Below are 19599 nucleotides of genomic sequence, written 5' to 3'. Positions count from 1 at the left end.
CGCCGCGCGCATATCATGAGCCTTGCGATCCACAACCTCGCCTTCCGTTATGGCGGGCGCGACATTCTGAACGACTTCAGCTTTGAAATGGCTGCAGGCGAACAGAGCCTGCTGATCGGCGCTTCGGGCAGCGGCAAATCGACATTGGTCAACCTGATTTGCGGCCTGCTGACACCCGACAAGGGAACGATCGCGATCGGTGGCGAGAGCATGACCGGCATCGGTGCGCGCCATCGCGACGATCTGCGCCGCCGCCGCATCGGCCTGGTCTTCCAGACGCTCAAGCTGGTTTCCGCGCTCGACCTCACGGCCAATCTCAGGCTGGCGCAGCGCCTCAGCGGCCATGGCACCGAAAGCGAGCGGGTAGCGATGCTGATCGAGCGGCTGGGCCTTACCCACCGCGCGCATGCCCGGCCCCGCGAACTGAGCCAGGGCGAAGCGCAGCGCGCCGCCATCGCCCGGGCGCTGATCGGCAGGCCGGACCTCATCATCGCCGACGAGCCGACATCCGCGCTCGACCATGGCAATATGGAAAAAGTCGCCGCGCTGCTGCGCGAATGCGCGCACGAGGCGGGGGCCAGCCTGCTGATCGTCACGCATGACGACAGGTTGCGCGATCATATCGCCTCCGTCCGGCAGCTCGGCCCGGCGCTTGCGGGAGCGGCCGCATGATCCGGCTGGCGCTGGCCTATATGCGCGATCGTCCGCTGACCGTCGCGCTCAACGCGCTGCTGCTCGCGATCGCGGTGGCCACATTGGTGCTGCTGCTGCAATTTGCCGAGCAGGCAGGCGAGCGGTTCGAGCGCGACGCGCGCGGGATCGATCTGGTCGTGGGGGCCAAGGGCTCGCCGCTGCAACTGGTGCTGTCGAGCGTCTATCATATCGATGTGCCGACCGGGAACATCCCGCTCAGCGAACTTGATCGATTGCGCAGTGATCCGGGCGTTGCGCGGGTGGTGCCGCTGGCGCTGGGCGACAATTTCCAGGGCTTCCGCATTGTCGGCAGCGATGACCAGCTGCTGGCGCTTTACGGCGCGCGGATGGCCAAGGGCCGCGCCTTTGCACAGCCCGCCGAGGCGGTGCTGGGCGCTGAAGTCGCGCGGCGCACCGGCGCGAAGCTGGGCCAGAAATTCATCGGCAGCCATGGGCTGGAAACCGGCGAGGAGGACGGGCAGGGGCATGATCATGCGCCGTTCGAGACGGTCGGCATCCTCGCCCCGAGTGGAACGGTGCTCGACCGCCTGATCCTGACCTCGGTCGAATCGGTCTGGGATGTGCACGGCATCGAGCATGACGGGCATGATGAGGACAGCCATGACCATGACGACGGGCATGACCATGACGAAGGCGGCGTGCATCACGAAGAGCATGCCGATGAAGCCGCGATGCCCGGCATGGAGCCCGAGGTCACCGCCTTGCTGGTGCGCTATCGCAATGCCTCGGCCGCGATGCGGCTGCCTTCGCAGATCAACCGCCAGACCGCCCTGCAGGCCGCAGCCCCCGCAGCCGAAGCCGCGCGGCTGCTGGGGCTGTTCGGATCGATCATCGAGGGCGCGCGGCTGTTCGGATGGCTGCTCGCCATGTCGGCGGGGCTCAGCCTGTTCGTGGCCCTTTGGAGCGCGACCCGTGCGCGCGAGGGCGACCTGGCGCTGCTGCGCGTTATGGGGGCGCGGCCCGCCACCGTGTTCGGCACCATCCTGATCGAAGGCCTGCTGATCGCGGCGATCGGCGCGCTGGGGGGCATTGCCATCGCGCATGGCCTGATCGCGCTGGCCAGCGCCAGCTTCCCGACGCTCGACGAACTCGGCCTGTCCGCGCTGCGCATCCTGCCGGGCGAGGGCCTGATCCTGCTCGCCGCGCTGGCCATCGGGCTGGTCGCTGCACTGATCCCCGCGATCCGGATCTTCCGGGTCGATCTTGCCACCACGCTTGCCCGCTACAGCTGAGGACAGCCCCTATGTGCCTTGCCATTCTTGCTCCAGCCCTTGTCCTGGCCGCCCTGAGCCTGATCGCCTTGCCGCAGACCGCCGGACAGGCCGCGATGCAGCAGGGCAAGAAGGCCCCGGTCGAAGATGTGTGGAAACCCGCCGCGACGCCCAAGGGCGGTGTATCCTGGGCGGTGCTGGAAGCGACCAAGGAACAGACGCGCACGGGCAAGGACGGCTATCTCTATTCCAAGCCGCTGTTCACTCCGGCGGTCAAGGCGCTGGCCGGCAAACGCATCAAGGTGGCGGGATGGATGAAGCCGCTGGAAACCGGGGGGCGGCAGAAGCATTTCGTGCTGCTCGCCTATCCGCCCGGCTGCCCGTTCCACTTCCACGCGGTGCCCAACCAGTTCATCGAGGTCTATGCCGACATCCCCTTTGCCACCAACGAGACCAAGATGATCGTGGTGAGCGGCGTGCTGGAACTGACCGGCCAGGACGAAAGCGGCATCTTCTACCGCATGAAAGCCTCAAGCCCGGCATGAAAGCACATACTCGGACGCACGTCAGCGCGGCGGTCTAGTGGCTACACATCGGTTATCCGGGAACCAGGCCAGATGCTGCAGGTAGCTCCCGGCAGATCGCGCATTTCTCTACAGCATTCGTGCGTATGCCGGACCCTGAGCCGGCACCGTGCAGCAATCAGGACAATTGGAGCAGCTGCGCCCTGAGTGCGATGGCCTCTTCCAGCGGGATCGCCTGGATCGTGACGGCAGAGGGGCGACCGGCGACACCGATGGCGATTTCAGCCAGGCCGATAAAGCGGCTGACTGTGCTCTGCTTGATGTCGACGCTCTGCACGCGGCGCAGCGGCAACAGCGTGAGCGTCTGGTTCCAGAAGCCGCTGCGGACATAAAGCTGATCGCCCAGCAGCGCATAGCGGTGCGCGCGCCAGTGGAGCCAGCTGATCAGCGGCACCAGCGGCAGCAGAACATAGGCCAGCGCGATCCACGGACTGGCGATCGCGGCCGATGCGCCGATGCCGATGATTGGTACGGGCAGGGCGAAGACCAGTGGCACCCACCACATCGCAGGATCGACCGCACGCATGGCGGAATGGTCGGTTTCCCAGGCGATCCGGGTTTGTGCGAGGACGTGGCGAAGTTCCTCTGCGCTGGCGAGCGGAGCGATGCTGTGGTCGCTTTCCTTCTCGCTGTCGCTCGCCAGGCTCTGCACCTTCAGTTCATACCAGCCGAAGCGGCGGCGGATCGGTCCGGTCGCGATCACTGCCGCCTGGATGCGGTGGAGTGGCATGACGACATCGGTCAGCGTGACAAGGCCGCGGCGGCGGCGAAAGCCGGTCTCGGTCCGCTCCAGCCGGAAGCCATATTCGCGCAACGCCGTGCGGATGATCCCGCCGATCAGCCCGACAATGACCAGGCCGAACAGGGCCGCAACGACCGAGGCGATGCGTGCAGCCAGGTCGAGCGTAGCGAACAGATCGTCCAGCCCCAGAAAGTCGAGCAGCCGGCGCGGATCCCAGAAATCGTCGGGCATCAGGAAGTCGAGATTGTTCACCACCGCGCCGACAACGGCGAAGAAGACCAGCGAGAAATTGAAGATCCCGGCAATCAGGATGCGCTGGCTGTCCATCGCGAACAGCACCGGGGCGTCGCTGCTCGCCCCAACGGCGGCCTCGTCGCCGGGCATGGCGGTGGTGCCTGCCTGTTGCGCCGCCTTGCGCAGGCGGATGACATCGCGCAACCGCTCGGCTTCGGCCAGATCGACTGAATCGAGTGCGCCTTCATCGCCGCTGCCGCTGCTGCCGGTCTCCAGCCGCACCTTGGCCATGCCCAGAATGCGCGCGAACGGGCCCTGTTCCAGATTGACGTCCTGGATGCGTTCATAGGGGATGGAGCGGACGTTGCGGCTGAAGACGCCACTGGCAATGCGCAGTTCCTCGGCATCCAGCCGATAGGAAAAGCGCCACCAGCGATAATATTCGAAACCGAACATCGCGAGCACCGCAGCGAGCGCCAGCAGGCCGACCCAGGGGCGCAGCTCGTCCGGCCCGCTGAAGCGCAGCGCGATCAGCCCCAGCATCGCCTGCGGCACTTGGCGCGACAGGTTGAGCAACAGGGTCAGCGGATGCAGCCGCCGGTCCGCGCCGGTTTCCGCAGCTGTTGCGGCGGGCGGCGTATCCGCGCTCAACGTCTCGGTCATTCGGCCTCGCGGCGAATGTGCAGCCGCATCGCATCGCGCATCGCCTCTGCCTGGCTGCGGCGGAGGCCCGGCAGGGTGACGATGCTGTTGTGCGTGCCGGCGGTGTGCACGGTCAGGCTCGCCAGATCGAACAGCCGCTCGATCGGGCCCTGGCCCATATCGATATGCTGGATGCGCTTGAACGGGACGATGGTATCGGTGCGGAACATCCAGCCGCGCGCGACACGGAGCTGTTCGTCGCTGTCGCTAAAGCCCCAGCGCCGCCATCGCCGCTGCGGCAGGAACACCAGAATGAAGGCCGCAAGGGCCAATGCCGGCGCGATGACAGGGCCATGTTCGATCACGCCCTTGGCCACCAGCGCGAATTCGACCACCACGGCCGCGATCAGCACCGGCAGCAGCACCAGCGCGGTCATGATGCGGATGACGTGAACATAGGCACGGTCCAGCGGTCGGAGCCCGTGGCTCAGACTGTCCGACGGCATCTCTGCCGGGATCAAACCATCCGCCACCGAAATCGACATGCCTGCGCTCCCTGCGCGCCGACGCCATCTGCGCCCGCGCCACTTCTATATATGGAGCAGGTGTATTAGTCGCGCAAGTCGGTTGCTTGGCGGGGCTTGCCGCTTATTCGGGCGAGGGGGTTTCCGGCTCGGGGCGACGCTCGGGTTCCAGACCGTCAGCCTGCGCGCGCATCGCGGCGGCTGCGGCTTCGCGCTCTGCCTTGCGCGAATCAAGCTGTGCCTCGATCTCCTTCTGACGGGCTTCGACCGCAGCAGCATCGCGATCGATGTTCGACAGGCGGCGCTGGCGCTCTTCCTCGATCAGGCGACCGGCAATCGCCTCCTCGCCCTGTTTCTTTTCGGCACGCGCGGCCTGGACCAGCGTCTGGGTGCAGCCGGTAAAGCCGCCTGCGCCGACCGGCGAGCAGCTATCGGTGCCGAAATTGCCGACGGTTTCCATCGACCGGACGCGCTCGGTCCAGCTGGTATTGGCGATGGCATTGGGGTCGCTGCGCAGCTTTTCGGGGATGCGGTAGCGTTCCTGCTCGTCCATCCGCATGCACACGACGATCTCGTTGGGATCGGTCGAGGCTTCGCAGGCGTCATCGCCATAAACGATCTTCTGGACGACCTTGTCGCCTGCATTTTCCTGCGCGGCGGCGGGCGCGGCGAAGGCCGTTCCAATCAGCAGCAGGGCTGCCAGGGTACCGGTCTTCGTCATGTCGTCCTCCACTCAAATTAGTATTCAATGGGCATCTAGCCCGTGCCGGATGAACGGCGCGTGATCGGCGATCAGATGCGCTTCGACAGGGCGATGGCCGCGCGGCACCCCATGCGGATCACGGCGCTCATCACCGGATAGCCAAAGGCCTGTTCGGCGCCTTCAGCGAGCGCGCGATCCTTGTGCTCAAGCTCTTCGTCGCGGAACTTGGCGATGGCAGCGCTCAGTTCCGGGTCGCTGTCGCCCAGTTCTTCGAGTTGCTCGGCATAATGGCGGTCGATCTCGGTTTCCACCGCGACCGTGCAGGCCATGGCGGCCTTGGGTCCGATCAGCGCGGTCACAGCGCCAAGGCCGAAGCCGGCGACATTCCAGAAGGGTTGCAGCGCAGTCGGGCGGACGCCGCGTTCGGCCATCAGCTTGTCGAAAAAGGCACGGTGCACCTCTTCCTGCTCCGCCATGCCGGCAATTGCGCGGGCTTCGGGCACATGATCGCCCATCACGGCGCGCTGCCCGGCATAGATGCGGGTGGCACCATATTCCCCCGCCTGGTTGACCCGGATCATCTCGGACAGGTCAAGCTCCTGCCGGACGGGCTGGAGCGGTTCATTCTCGTGGTTCATGCAGCAATCGTCCCGGTATTTCTGCGGCGCAGCAGCAGATAGATGGCGCTCGCCCCGGCCAGCGACAAGAGGAAATTGAAGCCCGCCAGCGAGATGCCGAACAGCGACCAAGGCGCCGTATCGCAGCGCACGAGAGGCGCGGCCATGATCGAGTTGAGCACGTCCTCGGTGGTGCCGCTCACCGGGGTCGCGGTGGCGCAGCGGGTCAGGCCTTCCCACCAGCCATATTCCACCCCGGCATGGAAGCCGCCGATCAGTCCGCTGACCGCAATCGCCGCGGCTGCCAGCGCCGCCATCGCGACGCCCAGGCCCTGCACGCGGCGCACGGACAGCACCGCGATGCCGCCCAGCGCCAGCGCTGCCCAGTGCGGCCAGCGCTGCCAATAGCACATCTCGCACGGGTAGAGCCCGAAGACATATTGGCTGATCAAGGCTCCGCCCAGAAGCGATGCAGGCAGAAGAAATGCCAGCCATGCGGCGATACGCGGCGCGCGCGAGTTCATCAGGTCAGGCCCCCAGCAATGATGGTCGAAAAAGGAACGGCTTAGTTGCGGCGCGTCACCGGACGGCCCACAGCAGCAGAACGCGCAGCGACGCGGCGGGTTGCGGCCAGTCGCGGACTGGCCAGCGTGGTCCGTTGCAGCGTCGCCAGCGCATAATAGAGCTGGAAGTCCTCGATGCCCTTTTCCTTGAGCTGATCGGCCGTCATGGTGAAGCGCGGATCGTCAAGCTTGTCGACCTCCAGATCCTTGTCGTCCAGCCCGATCTCGTTGATCAGGTGCCCGCGCAGATCGGATTCGCGCAGCTTCATCCGCGTCTTGTAATCGGGGTCGGAAATCTGCGGCACGGCGATATCGGGCTCGATCCCGCCTTCCTGCACCGACTTGCCCGAGGGGGTGAAATAGCGTGCGGTGGTCAGCTTCAACGCCGAGGTGCGTGACAGCGGCAGCAGCGTCTGCACCGATCCCTTGCCGAAGCTGCGTTCGCCCATCACCAGCGCGCGGCGATGATCCTGCAGCGCGCCCGCGACGATTTCCGATGCGGATGCGGAACCTGAATCGACCAGCACGATCAGCGGCAGGCCCGCCGTGGCGTCGCCGGGCCGCGCATAATAGCGCTCGATATCGCCCTTGTGGCGACCGCGCTGCGAAACGATCTCGCCCTTTTGCAGGAACACGTCCGACACCGCGACAGCCTCGTCGAGCAGGCCGCCGGGGTTGGAGCGCAGATCGAGCACATAGCCGGTCGGCTTGCGGCCCAGCTTCGCCTCGATGCCCTGGATCGCCTCGTTGACATCGTCGCCGACGCTGGAGGTGAAGCTGGCGATGGTGATGATGCCGATATCGTCCTTCACCTCCCAGGTGACGGGCTTCAGATCGATGATCGCGCGGGTGACGGTGACGTCGAACGGCTTGTCGCGGCCTTCGCGCACGATGGTGAGCTTGATCGAGGTGCCGGGCTCGCCGCGCATCTGGTCGACCGCATCGTCGAGCGTTCCGCCATAGATCAGCTTGCCGTCAAGATGCGTGATATAGTCGCCCGCCTTGATCCCGGCCTTGTCGGCGGGGGTCTCGCGGGTGGGGGCGATCACCTTGACCGCGCCGTCCTGCATCGTCACCGACAGGCCCAGGCCGCCATACATGCCCTCGGTCTGGGTGCGCAGATTGGCAAAGTCGCGCGCGTCGAGATAGCTCGAGTGCGGATCGAGCGCGGCGAGCATGCCGTCGATCGCGCCGCGGACCAGCTTGTCGTCATCGACCGGCTCGACATAATCCGTCTTCACCCGCTCGAAAATGTCCACGAATTTCGCGATCTCCGCCTGGGTGTCGGATTCGACCTGCGAAATGGCCGACGTGGTGATCGGCACCAAGGCCACCGCAAGGGCGATGGCAGAGGCTCGGGCGAGGCGGGATTTCATCATCAAATGGCAACCTTGTTCTTGAACCGGCTATATCAGGCCCAGGTCGCGCCGCGCTGTCGCCATCGATCATGGCAGCGGCATTCCCCAGGCAGGTGCATCGCGCTTACCCCTGACGCGGCGCATGCAATCTAGTCCTGCGCGCTGCCAATTGCCAGATGCTTTGCCACCGGCATGTCACGCGCTTCGACCAACGCGATGATGCTAGGTCTGCTGCCTTTCTGTCCGGTGAACACGGCCAGCTTCAGCTGATCAGCGCCGCAATATCGATCGGGCGTCCGTTGCGGCGCAGTTCAACGGTGACCCTCGGGCGAATATCGGCGGCGCGGCCTATGGGATCGCCCTGTGCCACACGCTCGCCGACCTTGGCACTGGTGCGCGCAAGCCCGGTGATCAGGCTGGTCCAACCGCCGACATGCTCGATGATGACGATCTGACCGAAGCCGCGATAGGTCCCGGCAAAGGCGATGCGACCATCGGCAGGCGCGATCAGTTGCGCGCCGGGGCGGGAGGCCAGCGTGATGCCGCGCGAGCGCACGCCGGTGGTCGCGACCTCGCCAAAGCCGGTGACGATCGCGCCCGCTGTCGGCAGGCGATAGGCGGGGCGACCGGTGCGGACCGGGCTGGGGGCGTTCTCGACGACTTCGGACGCTTCGGGGCGGGGCGGGCGCAGCACCGGACCTTCCAGCGCGGCGAGGCGCTGGCGCAGGCTGGCGCTCTGTTCGATATCGCTGACGAGGCTGTCGAGATCGCGCGCGCGTTCGCTGAGGCCCAGCGCGCGCTCCTCTTCCAGCTGCGAGGTGCTGGCGAGTGTGCGCGATCGGGCCCGCGAGCGGGCTTCGAGCCGCGCCAGTTCGGCGCGCCGAAAGGCGAGCTGCTCGCGGCTTGCGCGCTGCATTCCGGCGGCGCGCGCAGCCTGGCGCGCCAGATCGCGCGACCGGGCAATATCCTTGCGCAGCGCGGCGGTCTCTGCCTCGACCCTTGGCAGGGTGGTGGCCAGCACGGCGCGGACACGAACCAGATCATCGATCGATCCGGGCTGGACCAGTGCGAGCACGGTGGGCCTGCGCGCCATCGACTGGAGCGCCGCAGTCAGCCTTGCGAGCGGCTGCTGGCGGGCGGCGAGCCGCGCCTTTTGCGCGCGCTGAAGCGTGGCTATGATCTTGACCCGCGCTTCGGCGGCGGCGATTTCAGCCTCTGCCTGCTGCACCTTGGAGGCGACGACGCGCGCTTCTGCCTTGGCCTTGTCGGCGGCTTCGGTCGCGCTCTCGGCCTGCTGCTCCAGCGTCGCACTGCGTCTGGCGGCGGTGCGCGCATCGGCGAGCGCGCGGGCGAGTGCGGTGCGTTCCTGGTCGAGCAGGTTGACCGGGCGTGCAGGCGCGGCGGCGCTTCCGGGCAGCGCGATGAGTGCGGCAGCGCCCGCGAGCAGAGCCAGGATGAATGCGCGCCCCCGCATCGGCTCAACCCTCGCGATGATAGGGATGGCCGGCCAGGATGCTGGTGGCGCGGTAGAGCTGTTCGGCCAGCATCGCACGCGCCATCATGTGCGGCCAGGTCGCCTTGCCATAGGCGATGAGCAGGTCGGCATTGGCGCGCTCGGCATCGTCAAAGCCGTCCGCCGCGCCGATCAGGAAGCGCGCCTCGCGCACGCCATCGCCGCGCCAGCGGTCGAGCGTCTGGGCGAATTCCATCGACGTCAGCTGCTTGCCGGTTTCATCGAGCATCACCGTGCGGCTGCCGGGCGTGGCAGGGGGCACGGTACCGCCGCGATCGGGCAGTTCGCTGATCGCCAGCGGCCACTGGATGCGCTTGACATAGCGCTGCACCAGCTCGGCCTCGGGCGACCGGCCGATCTTGCCGCGCGCGATGATGTGCAGGCGCATGGTTGCTCGCTGGTGCGGGGCCGGTGGCCCGGATCAGGCGTTGGGAGCCTCGGGCGCGTCGCCAAAGGCCCACATCCGTTCCAGGTTGTAGAAGCTGCGCACTTCGGGGCGGAACAGATGGACGATGACATCGCCGGCATCGATCAGCACCCAATCGGCATTGGTCAGGCCTTCGATCCGCGCGCTGCCGCCGGCCTGCTTGATCCGTTCGGCCAGCTTCTGCGCCATCGACGCAACCTGGCGGGTCGAGCGGCCCGAGGCGATCACCATGAAATCGGCGATGTTGCTCTTACCGGCGAGCGGGATGGAAACCACCTCCTGCGCCTGGTCGTCGTCGAGCGATTGCATCACCAGCGCGTGCAGCTTGCTGGCTTCGGCCAGTTGCAGATCGCTGGCCGACGGGGGCGGGCTGGCGACCGATTGTTGGGCTTGGGAGAGGTTGGTCAATGGAGTTCCTTGCAGATGGGCATTTCGAAAACGACACACGGGCCGGACAGGTTGCCGGCGCGCACGATGAAAAAAGGCAGGTTGGAAGACATGTCCCAGGGGACGGGCGGAGTGGCTGGCCGGGGCGTCACGCAATGACCTGCCGGGTCACTGCATCGCGCACGATTGTATCGGCGTAATCCAGAAACCAGTCGGGATCGCTTCTGCGCAAGGCAGTGGCAGATCGCGGATCAGGACGAAAGCGCATCAGCACGAGCGCCGGCATACTCCATCGTGTCCAGTCTCTTGCCTGGCTTCGGGGACGGACACGATGCCCGAACCAGGCCATTGCGGGGCCCGAAATGGCAGCGCCATCATATCCCGGACGGGCGATGACTGCAATCGGCATTTGCCGCGCGATGCCGCGCCAGTCCTTCCACCGGTGGAATCCCGCCAGATTGTCCGCGCCCATGATCCAGATGAAGTCGCGTTTGGCATGGCGTTTGCGCAAGGCAGCCAGCGTGTCGACGGTGTAGCGCGTGCCCAGTTCGGTCTCGATTCCCGTCGCGCGAATCCGGCTGCGCCGCGCCATCTTGCGCGCCGAACCGAGCCTGGCCTTGAGCGGGGCCATGTCGCTGGCGCCCTCCTTCAGCGGATTGCCGGGGCTGACCATCCACCAGATCTCGTCCAGCCCCAGCGCCTCCATGGCGAACAGGCTGATCGCCCGGTGGCCGCGATGCGCCGGGTTGAACGATCCGCCCATCAGGCCGGTACGGACAGGACGGCCCCTCATGGCTCGGTGCTCCAGTCCTGGCGCTCGTGATAGACGCGCAGGATATGCAAGCTCTCTTCGCCTGCATGGTAGACGATGAGGAACGGCGTCCCGGGCAAACGCCATTTGCGGTGCCCATCCGATCCGACCGGCGTGCCGAGGCGAGGATAGTCCGACAATCGGTCCATAGCCTTGCTCAACGCATCAACCAGATTTCGCGCATAGCGCGCGTCCTCATCCAGGGCTTGCCGAAAGATGATGGTGAAGTCGTCCTGCGCGCGCGCCGACCAGGTGACGCGCATCACGCAGCTTTATCTTGCTCTTGCTGGCGCTTGGCATCCTGCGCGGCGATTCTGGCATCGGCCTCGGTGCGCATCTGGCCGATCCACTCTTCCATCTGTTCCTGTGTCAGGAAACGACCCGCGGCGATGTCATCCTCGCCCGCTTGCACGAATTCCATGAACGCCACTTCGGCGCGGACCATTTTCTCGATCGCGCGTGCGGCCAGCCACGACCGGCTGCGTCCTTGCGCCTTGGCGACGCGGTCAACCAGTTCCATGACTTCGGGATCGATGCGGGCGGTGATGATCTGCGACTTGCTCATCCCGCATGTATACAATGTATACGTGATGGCCGCAACCATAGCTCAGGCGCGGATATGGCCCTCGCCGTCGACCAGCCATTTATAGGTGGTCAGCCCTTCCAATGCGACCGGGCCGCGTGCGTGCAGCCTGCCGGTGGCGATGCCGATCTCCGCACCCAGCCCGAACTCGCCGCCATCGGCAAACTGGCTGGACGCGTTGACCATCACGATCGCACTATCGACTTCGGCCTGGAAGCGGGCGGCGGCGGCGGTGTCGCCGGTGATGATCGCATCGGTATGGCCCGAGCTGTGCCGTGCGATATGGTCCAGCGCGCCGTCCAGCCCCTCGACAAAGGCGACCGAAAGGATCGCGTCGAGATATTCGGTGTCCCAATCCTCGTCGCTGGCCGACACCGCGCGCGGCTCCAGTTCCATGACCATGTCGTCGCCGCGCAATTCGCAGCCCGTTTCGGCCAGCGCGGCCAGCAGCGACGCGGCATGCGAATAGTCGCGGTCGATCAGCAGCGTTTCCATCGCGCCGCAAATGCCGGTGCGGCGGAGCTTGGCGTTGAGCACGATCGCCCGCGCCATTTCAGGATCGGCGCTGGCATGGACGAAGCTGTGGCAGATGCCGTCCAGATGCGCGAGCACGGGGACGCGGGCATCGGCCTGGACGCGCGCGACCAGCGACTTGCCGCCGCGCGGGATGATCAGGTCTATGCCGCCTGCCGCCGCGAGCATCGCGCCCACGGCATCGCGGTCCTGCGTCGGCACCAGCTGCACCGCGCCTTCGTCCATGCCCGCCGCCGCGAGCCCGCGCGCCAGGCTGGCGTGCAGCGCACGGTTGCTGTGCAGCGCCTCGCTGCCCCCGCGCAGGATGACGGCGTTGCCCGAGCGGACGCAGAGCACGGCGGCATCGACGGTCACATTGGGGCGGCTTTCATAGATGATGCCGATCACGCCGATGGGCACGCGTACCCGGCGCAGCGTCATGCCGGCAGGCGCGGTGCGCCGGTCGATTTCCTCGCCGACAGGATCGGGCAGGGCGGCAACAGCATCAACGCTGTCGGCAATCGCGGCGAGCCGCGGCTCGTCCAGCTTCAGCCGATCGAGCATCGCAGGCGAAAGGCCGCGCGCGGCACCATTTGCGCAATCGAGCGCATTCGCCGCGAGGATGACCTCGGCGTCCTCGCGCAACGCGGCCGCTGCCGCGCGCAGGGCATCGGCCTTGGCGGCATCATCCATCCGCTTGAGCTGCTGCGAGGCGCGCCGGGCGCTCTGGCAGCACTGGGTGATCACCTGCGCGGCGGTGGTTTCATCGGCAAGGGGAAGGGCGGTCAACATGGCGCCGCCTGTAACAGGCCAGCCGAAAGGTTCCAAGCCGCGACTCGGCTCGTCGCATTTATAGGATAAAAACGACTCGCAAAGGTTTGCGGGCCGATTCTGACAGTCGGACTGACGCGAAAATTGCGAAAATATCACGTCAGATTGCAACTCATCGCACGACTCGTCCGACTCGTGGCAAAGCCGGTGGAGTCGATTCGCCAAGCCGGAGGGGCTTTGCTAGCGGCCCGGCGGGGTTAAATTTTAGGGTCGAACGGGTCGCATGCGCATTTTAACGATGCGCAAGCGCGTTACGGACGCGCTTGCGCAATGGTTCCCTGATCGCGAATTTTTCATGCGATCGCAGGGACAGATCAAATTCGTGAAGGTGTCTGCGCGTCTGCAGATGACGGTGGCTGGCAGCATTGCCGCCGCCCTTTTGCTGTGGCTGCTGGTGACGCTGTTCATGCTGGTCAGCCAGTACAGCATCAGCATGGAGCGCCTGGCGCTGGTCCGCAAACAGGCAGAGATCGAAAGCTCGGCCAGCCGCGTCGATGCCTATCGTTCCTCGGTAGAAGACGTCGCCAAGGACCTCGAAAAACGCCAGGCTTTCCTCGAAGATATCGTGACCAGCTATATCGGCGAGCAGGCAGCAAGCGAAGATGCCAGCACCGTGGTCGGCAAGGCGGAAAAGGGCAGCAGCGACGAAGCCGCGCAGACCGCCCGCAAGATCAGCGCGATGGTGCCCGAAGCGGCCGGCCTGGCCCGCATGGAAGCACGCCAGATTGCCTTTGTCGAACAGCTGACCCGCGCCGCAGCAGTCCGCGCCCGCAACGCCGAACAGGCCATCCGCAAATTCGGCCTGAACCCCGAAATGGTCGCCAAGGCCAGCGCCACCGCCCAGGGTGGTCCGTTCATTCCGTTCAAGGGCTCGGGCAACGCCCGGCTCGATCCGCGCTTCACCACGCTGGGTCAGACGCTCGCGCGCATGGACGCGCTGGAGCGCGGCCTGGTCGCCATTCCTTCGGGAACGCCCGCGCTTGCCCCCGCCATCACCAGCGGCTTCGGCTATCGCCGCGATCCGTTCACCGGCGCGGCCGCGTTGCACAGCGGCATTGATTTCAAGGGCGCGCCCGGCTCTGCCATTCTGGCCGCCGCGCAGGGCAAGATCGTGTTCGCCGGCGTCAAATCGGGCTATGGCAATTGCGTCGAAGTCGCGCATGGCAACGGCCTTGTCACCCGCTATGCGCACCTGTCGTCAATCGGCGTCCGGGTCGGCCAGAAGGTCGACAAGGGCGAGCGGCTGGGCGGCATGGGCAGCACCGGCCGTTCCACCGGCACGCACCTGCATTTCGAGGTGCGCCATAACGACCGTGCCATGAACCCTCGCCCGTTTCTGGAGGCCAACCGAGATGTTCTCAAGATCCAAGCCGTCGCCGAACAGCGGACCGACGACGCCACCCGCTAACGCCCGCTCTTCCAGGTCAGGATCCAGCATGGTCGGCAATTCCACCTTTTCGGTCATCGGCGCGGATGTCGTGATTACCGGCAATATCTCGGCCAAGGTCGACCTGCATGTCGACGGCCGCGTCGAAGGCGATATTGCCTGCGCCTCGCTGGTGCAGGGCGAATCGAGCACCATCCACGGCGCGATCGTCGCGGAATCGGCGCGGCTTTCGGGCACGGTCAACGGATCGGTCGATGCTCGCGATCTGGTGATCACCGCCAGCGCGCAGGTGACCGGCGATATCAGCTACGAGACGCTTACCATCGAGCAGGGCGGCCATGTCGATGGCCAGTTCCGCCACAAGAGCAAGGCCGCCGCACCGCAGATCACCAGCGGTGAGGACAAGCCGGCGCTGATGCTCTCCAACGGCTGATTGCAGGCGGAAATCGCCAGGGCAAATGGCGCCTTGCTTTGGCGCCCCGCTGCTATCATCTTGCGCGCATGACACCGCGTTTTCCGCTTCGCTTCGCGCCGTTTTTCATGGCGACCGTCCTGCTTGCCGCTTGCCAGCCATCGGCGGAGAAACAGGCCAAGGCCGATCCGCATGACGGCATCGAGCTGCCGCCGGGCCATCCGCAGATCGACCTGTCCGAAGGCGGTGTCGCGGCAGAGGGCGGCGCAGCAGCCCATCCGCCGGTGGTCAGCCTGGACGGCGAGGGGCTGCGGCTGGTCGATCCCGAGAGCGGCGCGACCCGCCCCCTCGGCTTCGGCGTTCCGCTCGATCAGCTCAAGCTGGTCACCGAAAAGCTCAAGGGCCCAGCCGAGGCGGGCCGCGCCGAGGAATGCGGGGCAGGGCCGCTCGCCTATCTCAGCTGGAACGACGGGCTGACCTTGTACGCACTCGATGGCCTGTTCGCCGGATGGGCGCTCGATGAAACCGCACCCGGCACGCCGCGGCCCAAGGGCAAGGATGGCAAGCCGGTGCCCAAGCTGACCACGATCAGCGGGATCGGCATCGGATCGACCCGCGCGCAACTGCTCGATGCCTATGACGCGACGGTCGAGCAGACGACGCTGGGGACCGAGTTCAACGCGGCCGGGCTTTCGGGCATATTGGACGGCACAGGGCCCAAGGCGAAGGTCACCAACCTGTGGTCGGGCGTGAACTGCGTTTTCCGCTGACATTTGTGTCAATATACTGCAGCGGAGCCCGCTGACAGGGCTGGAATGTTGCGCTGCATTGGTGCAGATTCCGCCGTGCCGGCGCGGGGCCGACTCGCAGGGGGCTGTGGGTCCGGATCAATCTCTTCCCCGCATGGGTCCGGCCCTGATTGGGGGAATTGATGTTCAAGTCTGTTACGCGCGCTGTGTCGCGCACCTCGCTGCTGTCCGGCGTCGGGCTGGCAGTGGTGGCGCTCGGCGTGCCGATGGCGCAGGTTGCCTTTGCACCCACCGCCGCTGCGCAGTCGGCCAAGCTGCCCAAGCCCTATGTGTCGCGCGCCATTGATGCGACGCTGATGGAAATCACCCCCGCGGTCCGCTCGCAGTTCGGCATCAAGCCCAGGGTCAACGGCGTGCTGGTCATCTCGACCGACCCGCGCGGCATTGCCGCCAAGAACAAGATCGTCCCCGGCGATGTCATCACCGACGTGCGGGGCAAGCGCGTGCTGCGGCCGATCGATGTCGACACCCATGTGCTGTACTGGCTGAAAAAGGGTGACAGCGCGTTCCAGTTTGGCGGCAACCGTGGCGGTGAGCGTTACAGCTCTGCCGCAGAAATCACGCTGGCGCTGTTCGAGGCGGTGATCGATCTGGCCAGCATCGGATCGTGGAGCGCCTATTCGTCGTCCAGCTTCAGCTATACGAGCTATTACGAGGAATACAGCACGGTCATCGTCGAGGAATATAGCTATAGCGAGACGATCATCGAGGAGACCGTCACCTCGTCGAGCTTCGAGAGCGAGATAACCTCGGAAGAATCGACCTATGAGGAAACCACCGAAACCTCGGAAGAGGTGACGGAGGAAACGTCCGAGGAAGTCAGCGAGGAAAGCTCGGAAGAAAGCTCCGAAGAAGCGAGCGAGGAATCCGAAGAGGAAGAATCGGCTGACGAAGGCGAGGATGAAGCCGACGACGCCGATGAGGGCGAAGGCGAAGCTGATGATGCCGAAGAGGGCGAAGACGAGGCCGACGAAGGCGAGGACGAGGCTGACGAGGCTGACGAGGCGGATGACGCCGAGGAAGAGGAAGCCGATGAAGCCGAGGAAGAGCCGGAAGAGGATGATTCCGGCGGTGAAGACGATTCGGGCGGCGATGAAGAACCCGAGCTCTGATCGTTATCCAGGCCCGCTGGCGTTGCTGGCGGGCCGGGCATGAGCTCGCGCTTTCTGCCGGTCGCACCCGGCGAGATTGCCACCGTGGTGACGCATCTTGAGATGCGCGAACGGCCGGGGCCGCGCCCGGTCAGGCCCGTGCCGCTGCGGCTGAAGCGGTGGAAGGCGCCCGATAACGCCAGATACCGCACGCTCTACCGCCGCGTCGGCGAACCCTGGCTGTGGTTCTCGCGGCTGGCGATGGCCGATGACGCGCTGGCGGCGATCCTGACCGATCCGGGCGTCGAGATCTTCGCGGTGCTCGACCCGCAAGGCATCGAGGTCGGGCTGCTCGAGCTCGATTTCCGCGCGGCCGGCCAGTGCGAGATCGCCTTTTTCGGCCTGATCCCGCAGCTGACCGGGCAGGGCTTTGGCGGCTGGCTGATGGGCCAGGCGCTCGGGCTCGCCTGGCGCGGCGGTATCGAACGGGTCTGGGTGCACACCTGCACGCTGGATGATCCGCGCGCGCTCGGCTTCTATATCGCCAAGGGCTTCGTGCCGACGGGCCGCGAGATCGAGCTGCTGCCTGACCCGCGCCTTACCGGCCTGATCCCGCGCGATTGCGCCCCGCACGTGCCGCTGATCGGCTGACGCGTCATCCGCCAGGCCTGCTGCGGCAAGATGCGCGCAGCGGAACGCCCCGCCCAGCAGCGGGTAATGTGCCCCAGGCGCACCCCGCGCAGGCAAGGAGCAACATCATGGCCGATACCCCCGATCGCACCCCGCAAGACGCGCAGGACAAGGCCGTCTCTGCGATGGACAACCAGGAGCAGCGCGACGAGGACCAGGCGAACGACGTCGCCGAAGACGCGCTTCACCGGCAGGACGATCCCAGCGAGGATAGCGAAAAGGTCGACAGCGGTGATGTCTCCGTCGTGCCGCAGGACGAGCAGGACCTGGTCGATCACATGAACCAGATGGTCACTTCCGGCGTGATCGACAACGGCGCGTTCGATGGCGAGCGCAACGATGATGACGAGGAAGACAGCCTCGACTGACGGCGCACCCGCGCACGCTCGAGCTTCGCGCTCCGCCATCCACCTCTGCCTCGATGGGAGAGGCGGCGAGACCTGGCTGCTTGCTGCCTAGTCGCAGCGGTGAGGGTGATGGTGCGTCTGGATGCTGATTGCGCGTCCAGGAAGCCCAGGCTCAATCCGGAGAGATCACCCCACCCAACCCTCCCCCATCGAGGGGGAGGGCTTTCAGCACGGCCAGCCTGAGCGAAGCCGAAGGTCGCGCACAGGCATCACCGCCCTTGTTGGATTTGCGCGCGCAGCGGTAAGGCTGGCATGAGGCAGGGCGCGCGAAAGCGGCGGGCCGGGGCGTCCGGACTCGTGCCGATAACGCCATGGGCAGGATGCAGCGGAGATTTACGGCCGCTCCGCCACGGGCCATTGGTGCTTCCATCTTGCGCTTTCGGCGGCATGGCGCGGTGCGGAAGCAGGCCCGCGCGCTGACCGTCTGCCGCATCGGTTCGGTCCCTGACGGATGCCTCGCGAAAGCCCCGTCCCGACCCGCCACCCCCTGGCTGTGTGCAGGGGCCTGTGCCGTGGTTCCGCACCGGGCAGATAGGTGCGGCGGCGGGCGCATTATAACCAAATCGGTACAATATTGCAAGCTTGAATAACCGATATCGTTCGCGCAGTGCCGTCCCCGGGGCATGGGGCGCGAAGCAATAGCGCGTATCTATCGCCGAGCGGCATATCTTTCTTGTTCATCATCAATGGCCGCAACCTATCTTGCCGGTGAACGGGGCGGTTTTCTTTCCCCAACCGGCGGCCACCCGTCGCCTTACCAGGAGCGAGAAGTAACCGTACCCGGGCTATCTGTGAATGTGTGATTCCTGTAGTTCATCGCAGGTGTGACGATCCATGGCATTGAGCAATTTCGGGCGTGGCTGTGATCACGATGCGTCGCAAGCCACGCTTCAGGAACGGACATTGGCATCGCTGCTGTCTGCTGTCCTGACACTGGCCATATTCCTGGGGCCGTTGCTGATCACGGTCGAGCGGCGCGTGGCGATTGTCGGCAGCTTGCAGGTGTTCCTCATCCCAAGCGTCGAGGGCGAAGATCGCGCCGCAGAAGAGCAGGACCAAAGCGGGGACGAGGCGCAGCCGTCAACCGACCCGCGCCGTCCGGACGCGCAGGCACCGGAGCCGCAGGCGGCGCTGCGCGAGCCTGTGTCCGGCCCCGAAGCGCCCGATCCGGCGCCGATCACCCTGCCGGACTTTGCGCAAACGCTGAACGGGGCCGCCGATGGGCTGGTGAGCGTTGCGCCGCCGGTGCTGGCCGATACGGGGCACGGGCTGGCTTATGCAGGGCAGAGCGGCGCACCGGGCACCGGCACCGGTGCTGGCGGCGCAGGCGGTGAGGGCGGCGGCGGCGCAGGTCAGGGCGGCCGGGGCGTGGCGAGCGTCTACACCGCGTCCTGGGCACCCAGCATGAACTTTGCCAAGGACCACAAACACTATCCGCGCCGCGCCGCCAGGGCCAGGGTAGAGGGCGTCGCCTGGCTCAAATGCCGCGTGATCCGCGATGAACGGGTCAGCGACTGCAAGCTGATCGGCGAAAGCCCCAAAGGCTATGGCTTCGGCAGGGCCGCGCTCAAGACCGAACCGGGCCTGCGCATCCAGCTCCACGACCAGACCGGGCGGCGGGTGTATGACGAGTGGACGATGGTGACGTCGACGTTCACGCTGGCGGATTTGAAGGGGGAGTGATGGGGAAGGCGGGCGGCTTTGCGCTGCACGCCCACCTCCGCTCAGCCTGAGCCTGTCGAAGGCCCCGCGCTAACGGGAGCCGATGCACCCTGATGGGTTTGAAGACAAAGTGCCGCATTGCCTGGATGCGAGGCAAGGCGGCGGGCCCGGCGTCCTTGCGAGC

General features: G+C 66.1%; 23 protein-coding genes. 10 read left to right on the top strand and 13 right to left on the bottom strand.

The genetic code is table 11. The features are described from left to right. Positions 1-15: 15 nt before the first annotated feature. Genes OU999_07785 through OU999_07775 form a run of 3 tightly spaced genes read left to right on the top strand, consistent with a single transcriptional unit; the run spans position 16 to position 2470 of the window. Complete coding sequence (locus OU999_07785; protein WAC25071.1) at positions 16-672, top strand: ATP-binding cassette domain-containing protein; 657 nt, start codon at positions 16-18, stop codon at positions 670-672. After that, a complete protein-coding gene (locus OU999_07780; GenBank protein WAC25070.1) occupies positions 669-1946 on the top strand; it encodes an ABC transporter permease in 1278 nt (425 codons plus the stop codon). The genes OU999_07785 and OU999_07780 overlap by 4 nt, the downstream gene beginning before the upstream one ends. 11 nt (positions 1947-1957) lie before the next feature. Beyond that, a complete protein-coding gene (locus tag OU999_07775) occupies positions 1958-2470 on the top strand; it encodes a DUF3299 domain-containing protein (GenBank protein ID WAC25069.1) in 513 nt (170 codons plus the stop codon). Positions 2471-2627: 157 nt separating this feature from the next. Here OU999_07775 and OU999_07770 read toward each other — a convergent pair whose 3' ends face one another. The 13 genes from OU999_07770 to OU999_07710 all read right to left on the bottom strand — a co-directional run bounded on the left by OU999_07770 (position 2628) and on the right by OU999_07710 (position 12918). After that, the gene (locus OU999_07770; GenBank protein ID WAC25068.1) at positions 2628-4148 is read right to left on the bottom strand and encodes a PH domain-containing protein; all 1521 of its coding nucleotides are present in this window, start codon (positions 4146-4148) and stop codon (positions 2628-2630) included. After that, the gene (locus OU999_07765) at positions 4145-4672 is read right to left on the bottom strand and encodes a PH domain-containing protein (protein ID WAC25067.1); all 528 of its coding nucleotides are present in this window, start codon (positions 4670-4672) and stop codon (positions 4145-4147) included. Before OU999_07765 ends, OU999_07770 begins: the two co-directional genes overlap by 4 nt. 103 nt (positions 4673-4775) lie before the next feature. Beyond that, entirely contained in the window at positions 4776-5372 is a 597-nt protein-coding gene (locus tag OU999_07760; GenBank protein ID WAC25066.1) for a hypothetical protein, read from the bottom strand. Positions 5373-5443: 71 nt separating this feature from the next. Further along, entirely contained in the window at positions 5444-5992 is a 549-nt protein-coding gene (locus tag OU999_07755) for a demethoxyubiquinone hydroxylase family protein (protein ID WAC25065.1), read from the bottom strand. Beyond that, the gene (locus OU999_07750; protein ID WAC25064.1) at positions 5989-6495 is read right to left on the bottom strand and encodes a disulfide bond formation protein B; all 507 of its coding nucleotides are present in this window, start codon (positions 6493-6495) and stop codon (positions 5989-5991) included. Before OU999_07750 ends, OU999_07755 begins: the two co-directional genes overlap by 4 nt. Before the next feature lie 41 nt (positions 6496-6536). Continuing rightward, entirely contained in the window at positions 6537-7913 is a 1377-nt protein-coding gene (locus OU999_07745) for a S41 family peptidase (GenBank protein ID WAC25063.1), read from the bottom strand. Positions 7914-8154: 241 nt separating this feature from the next. Continuing rightward, positions 8155-9366, bottom strand: coding sequence for a peptidoglycan DD-metalloendopeptidase family protein (locus OU999_07740; protein ID WAC25062.1), 1212 nt, complete (start codon positions 9364-9366; stop codon positions 8155-8157). A 4-nt stretch (positions 9367-9370) separates the two neighbouring features. Beyond that, positions 9371-9793: a 23S rRNA (pseudouridine(1915)-N(3))-methyltransferase RlmH gene (locus tag OU999_07735; protein WAC25061.1), complete on the bottom strand. Its 423-nt coding sequence runs from the start codon at positions 9791-9793 to the stop codon at positions 9371-9373. Positions 9794-9826: 33 nt separating this feature from the next. Continuing rightward, positions 9827-10141 carry a ribosome silencing factor gene (gene rsfS, locus OU999_07730; protein ID WAC25381.1) on the bottom strand — a complete coding sequence of 105 codons (315 nt, stop codon included), beginning with the start codon at positions 10139-10141 and terminating at the stop codon, positions 9827-9829. A gap of 226 nt (positions 10142-10367) precedes the next feature. After that, a complete protein-coding gene (locus OU999_07725) occupies positions 10368-11012 on the bottom strand; it encodes a nicotinate-nucleotide adenylyltransferase (protein WAC25060.1) in 645 nt (214 codons plus the stop codon). Beyond that, the gene (locus tag OU999_07720; GenBank protein ID WAC25380.1) at positions 11009-11293 is read right to left on the bottom strand and encodes a type II toxin-antitoxin system RelE/ParE family toxin; all 285 of its coding nucleotides are present in this window, start codon (positions 11291-11293) and stop codon (positions 11009-11011) included. The genes OU999_07725 and OU999_07720 overlap by 4 nt, the downstream gene beginning before the upstream one ends. Continuing rightward, positions 11293-11634 carry a ribbon-helix-helix protein, CopG family gene (locus tag OU999_07715; GenBank protein ID WAC25059.1) on the bottom strand — a complete coding sequence of 114 codons (342 nt, stop codon included), beginning with the start codon at positions 11632-11634 and terminating at the stop codon, positions 11293-11295. Before OU999_07715 ends, OU999_07720 begins: the two co-directional genes overlap by 1 nt. Before the next feature lie 3 nt (positions 11635-11637). After that, on the bottom strand, positions 11638-12918 hold the full coding sequence (locus tag OU999_07710; protein WAC25058.1) for a glutamate-5-semialdehyde dehydrogenase: 1281 nt from the start codon (positions 12916-12918) through the stop codon (positions 11638-11640). Between the two features lie 334 nt (positions 12919-13252). Here OU999_07710 and OU999_07705 point away from each other — a divergent pair, with 334 nt between their 5' ends. From OU999_07705 to OU999_07675, 7 genes are all read left to right on the top strand, one after another. After that, entirely contained in the window at positions 13253-14365 is a 1113-nt protein-coding gene (locus OU999_07705) for a M23 family metallopeptidase (protein WAC25057.1), read from the top strand. A gap of 28 nt (positions 14366-14393) precedes the next feature. Next, a complete protein-coding gene (locus tag OU999_07700) occupies positions 14394-14777 on the top strand; it encodes a polymer-forming cytoskeletal protein (GenBank protein WAC25056.1) in 384 nt (127 codons plus the stop codon). A 68-nt stretch (positions 14778-14845) separates the two neighbouring features. Continuing rightward, positions 14846-15526 carry a hypothetical protein gene (locus OU999_07695; GenBank protein ID WAC25055.1) on the top strand — a complete coding sequence of 227 codons (681 nt, stop codon included), beginning with the start codon at positions 14846-14848 and terminating at the stop codon, positions 15524-15526. A 161-nt stretch (positions 15527-15687) separates the two neighbouring features. Continuing rightward, on the top strand, positions 15688-16677 hold the full coding sequence (locus tag OU999_07690) for a PDZ domain-containing protein (GenBank protein WAC25054.1): 990 nt from the start codon (positions 15688-15690) through the stop codon (positions 16675-16677). Between the two features lie 39 nt (positions 16678-16716). Further along, on the top strand, positions 16717-17307 hold the full coding sequence (locus OU999_07685; GenBank protein WAC25053.1) for a GNAT family N-acetyltransferase: 591 nt from the start codon (positions 16717-16719) through the stop codon (positions 17305-17307). Between the two features lie 107 nt (positions 17308-17414). Beyond that, positions 17415-17714, top strand: coding sequence for a hypothetical protein (locus OU999_07680; GenBank protein WAC25052.1), 300 nt, complete (start codon positions 17415-17417; stop codon positions 17712-17714). Positions 17715-18587: 873 nt separating this feature from the next. After that, positions 18588-19436 carry an energy transducer TonB gene (locus tag OU999_07675; GenBank protein ID WAC25051.1) on the top strand — a complete coding sequence of 283 codons (849 nt, stop codon included), beginning with the start codon at positions 18588-18590 and terminating at the stop codon, positions 19434-19436. The last annotated feature ends 163 nt before the right edge of the window (positions 19437-19599 follow it).

Origin of the sequence: Blastomonas sp. SL216, assembly GCA_026625625.1 — a bacterium.
Taxonomy (GTDB): Bacteria; Pseudomonadota; Alphaproteobacteria; order Sphingomonadales; family Sphingomonadaceae; genus Blastomonas.
This window is presented reverse-complemented; position numbering and strand designations above follow the sequence as displayed.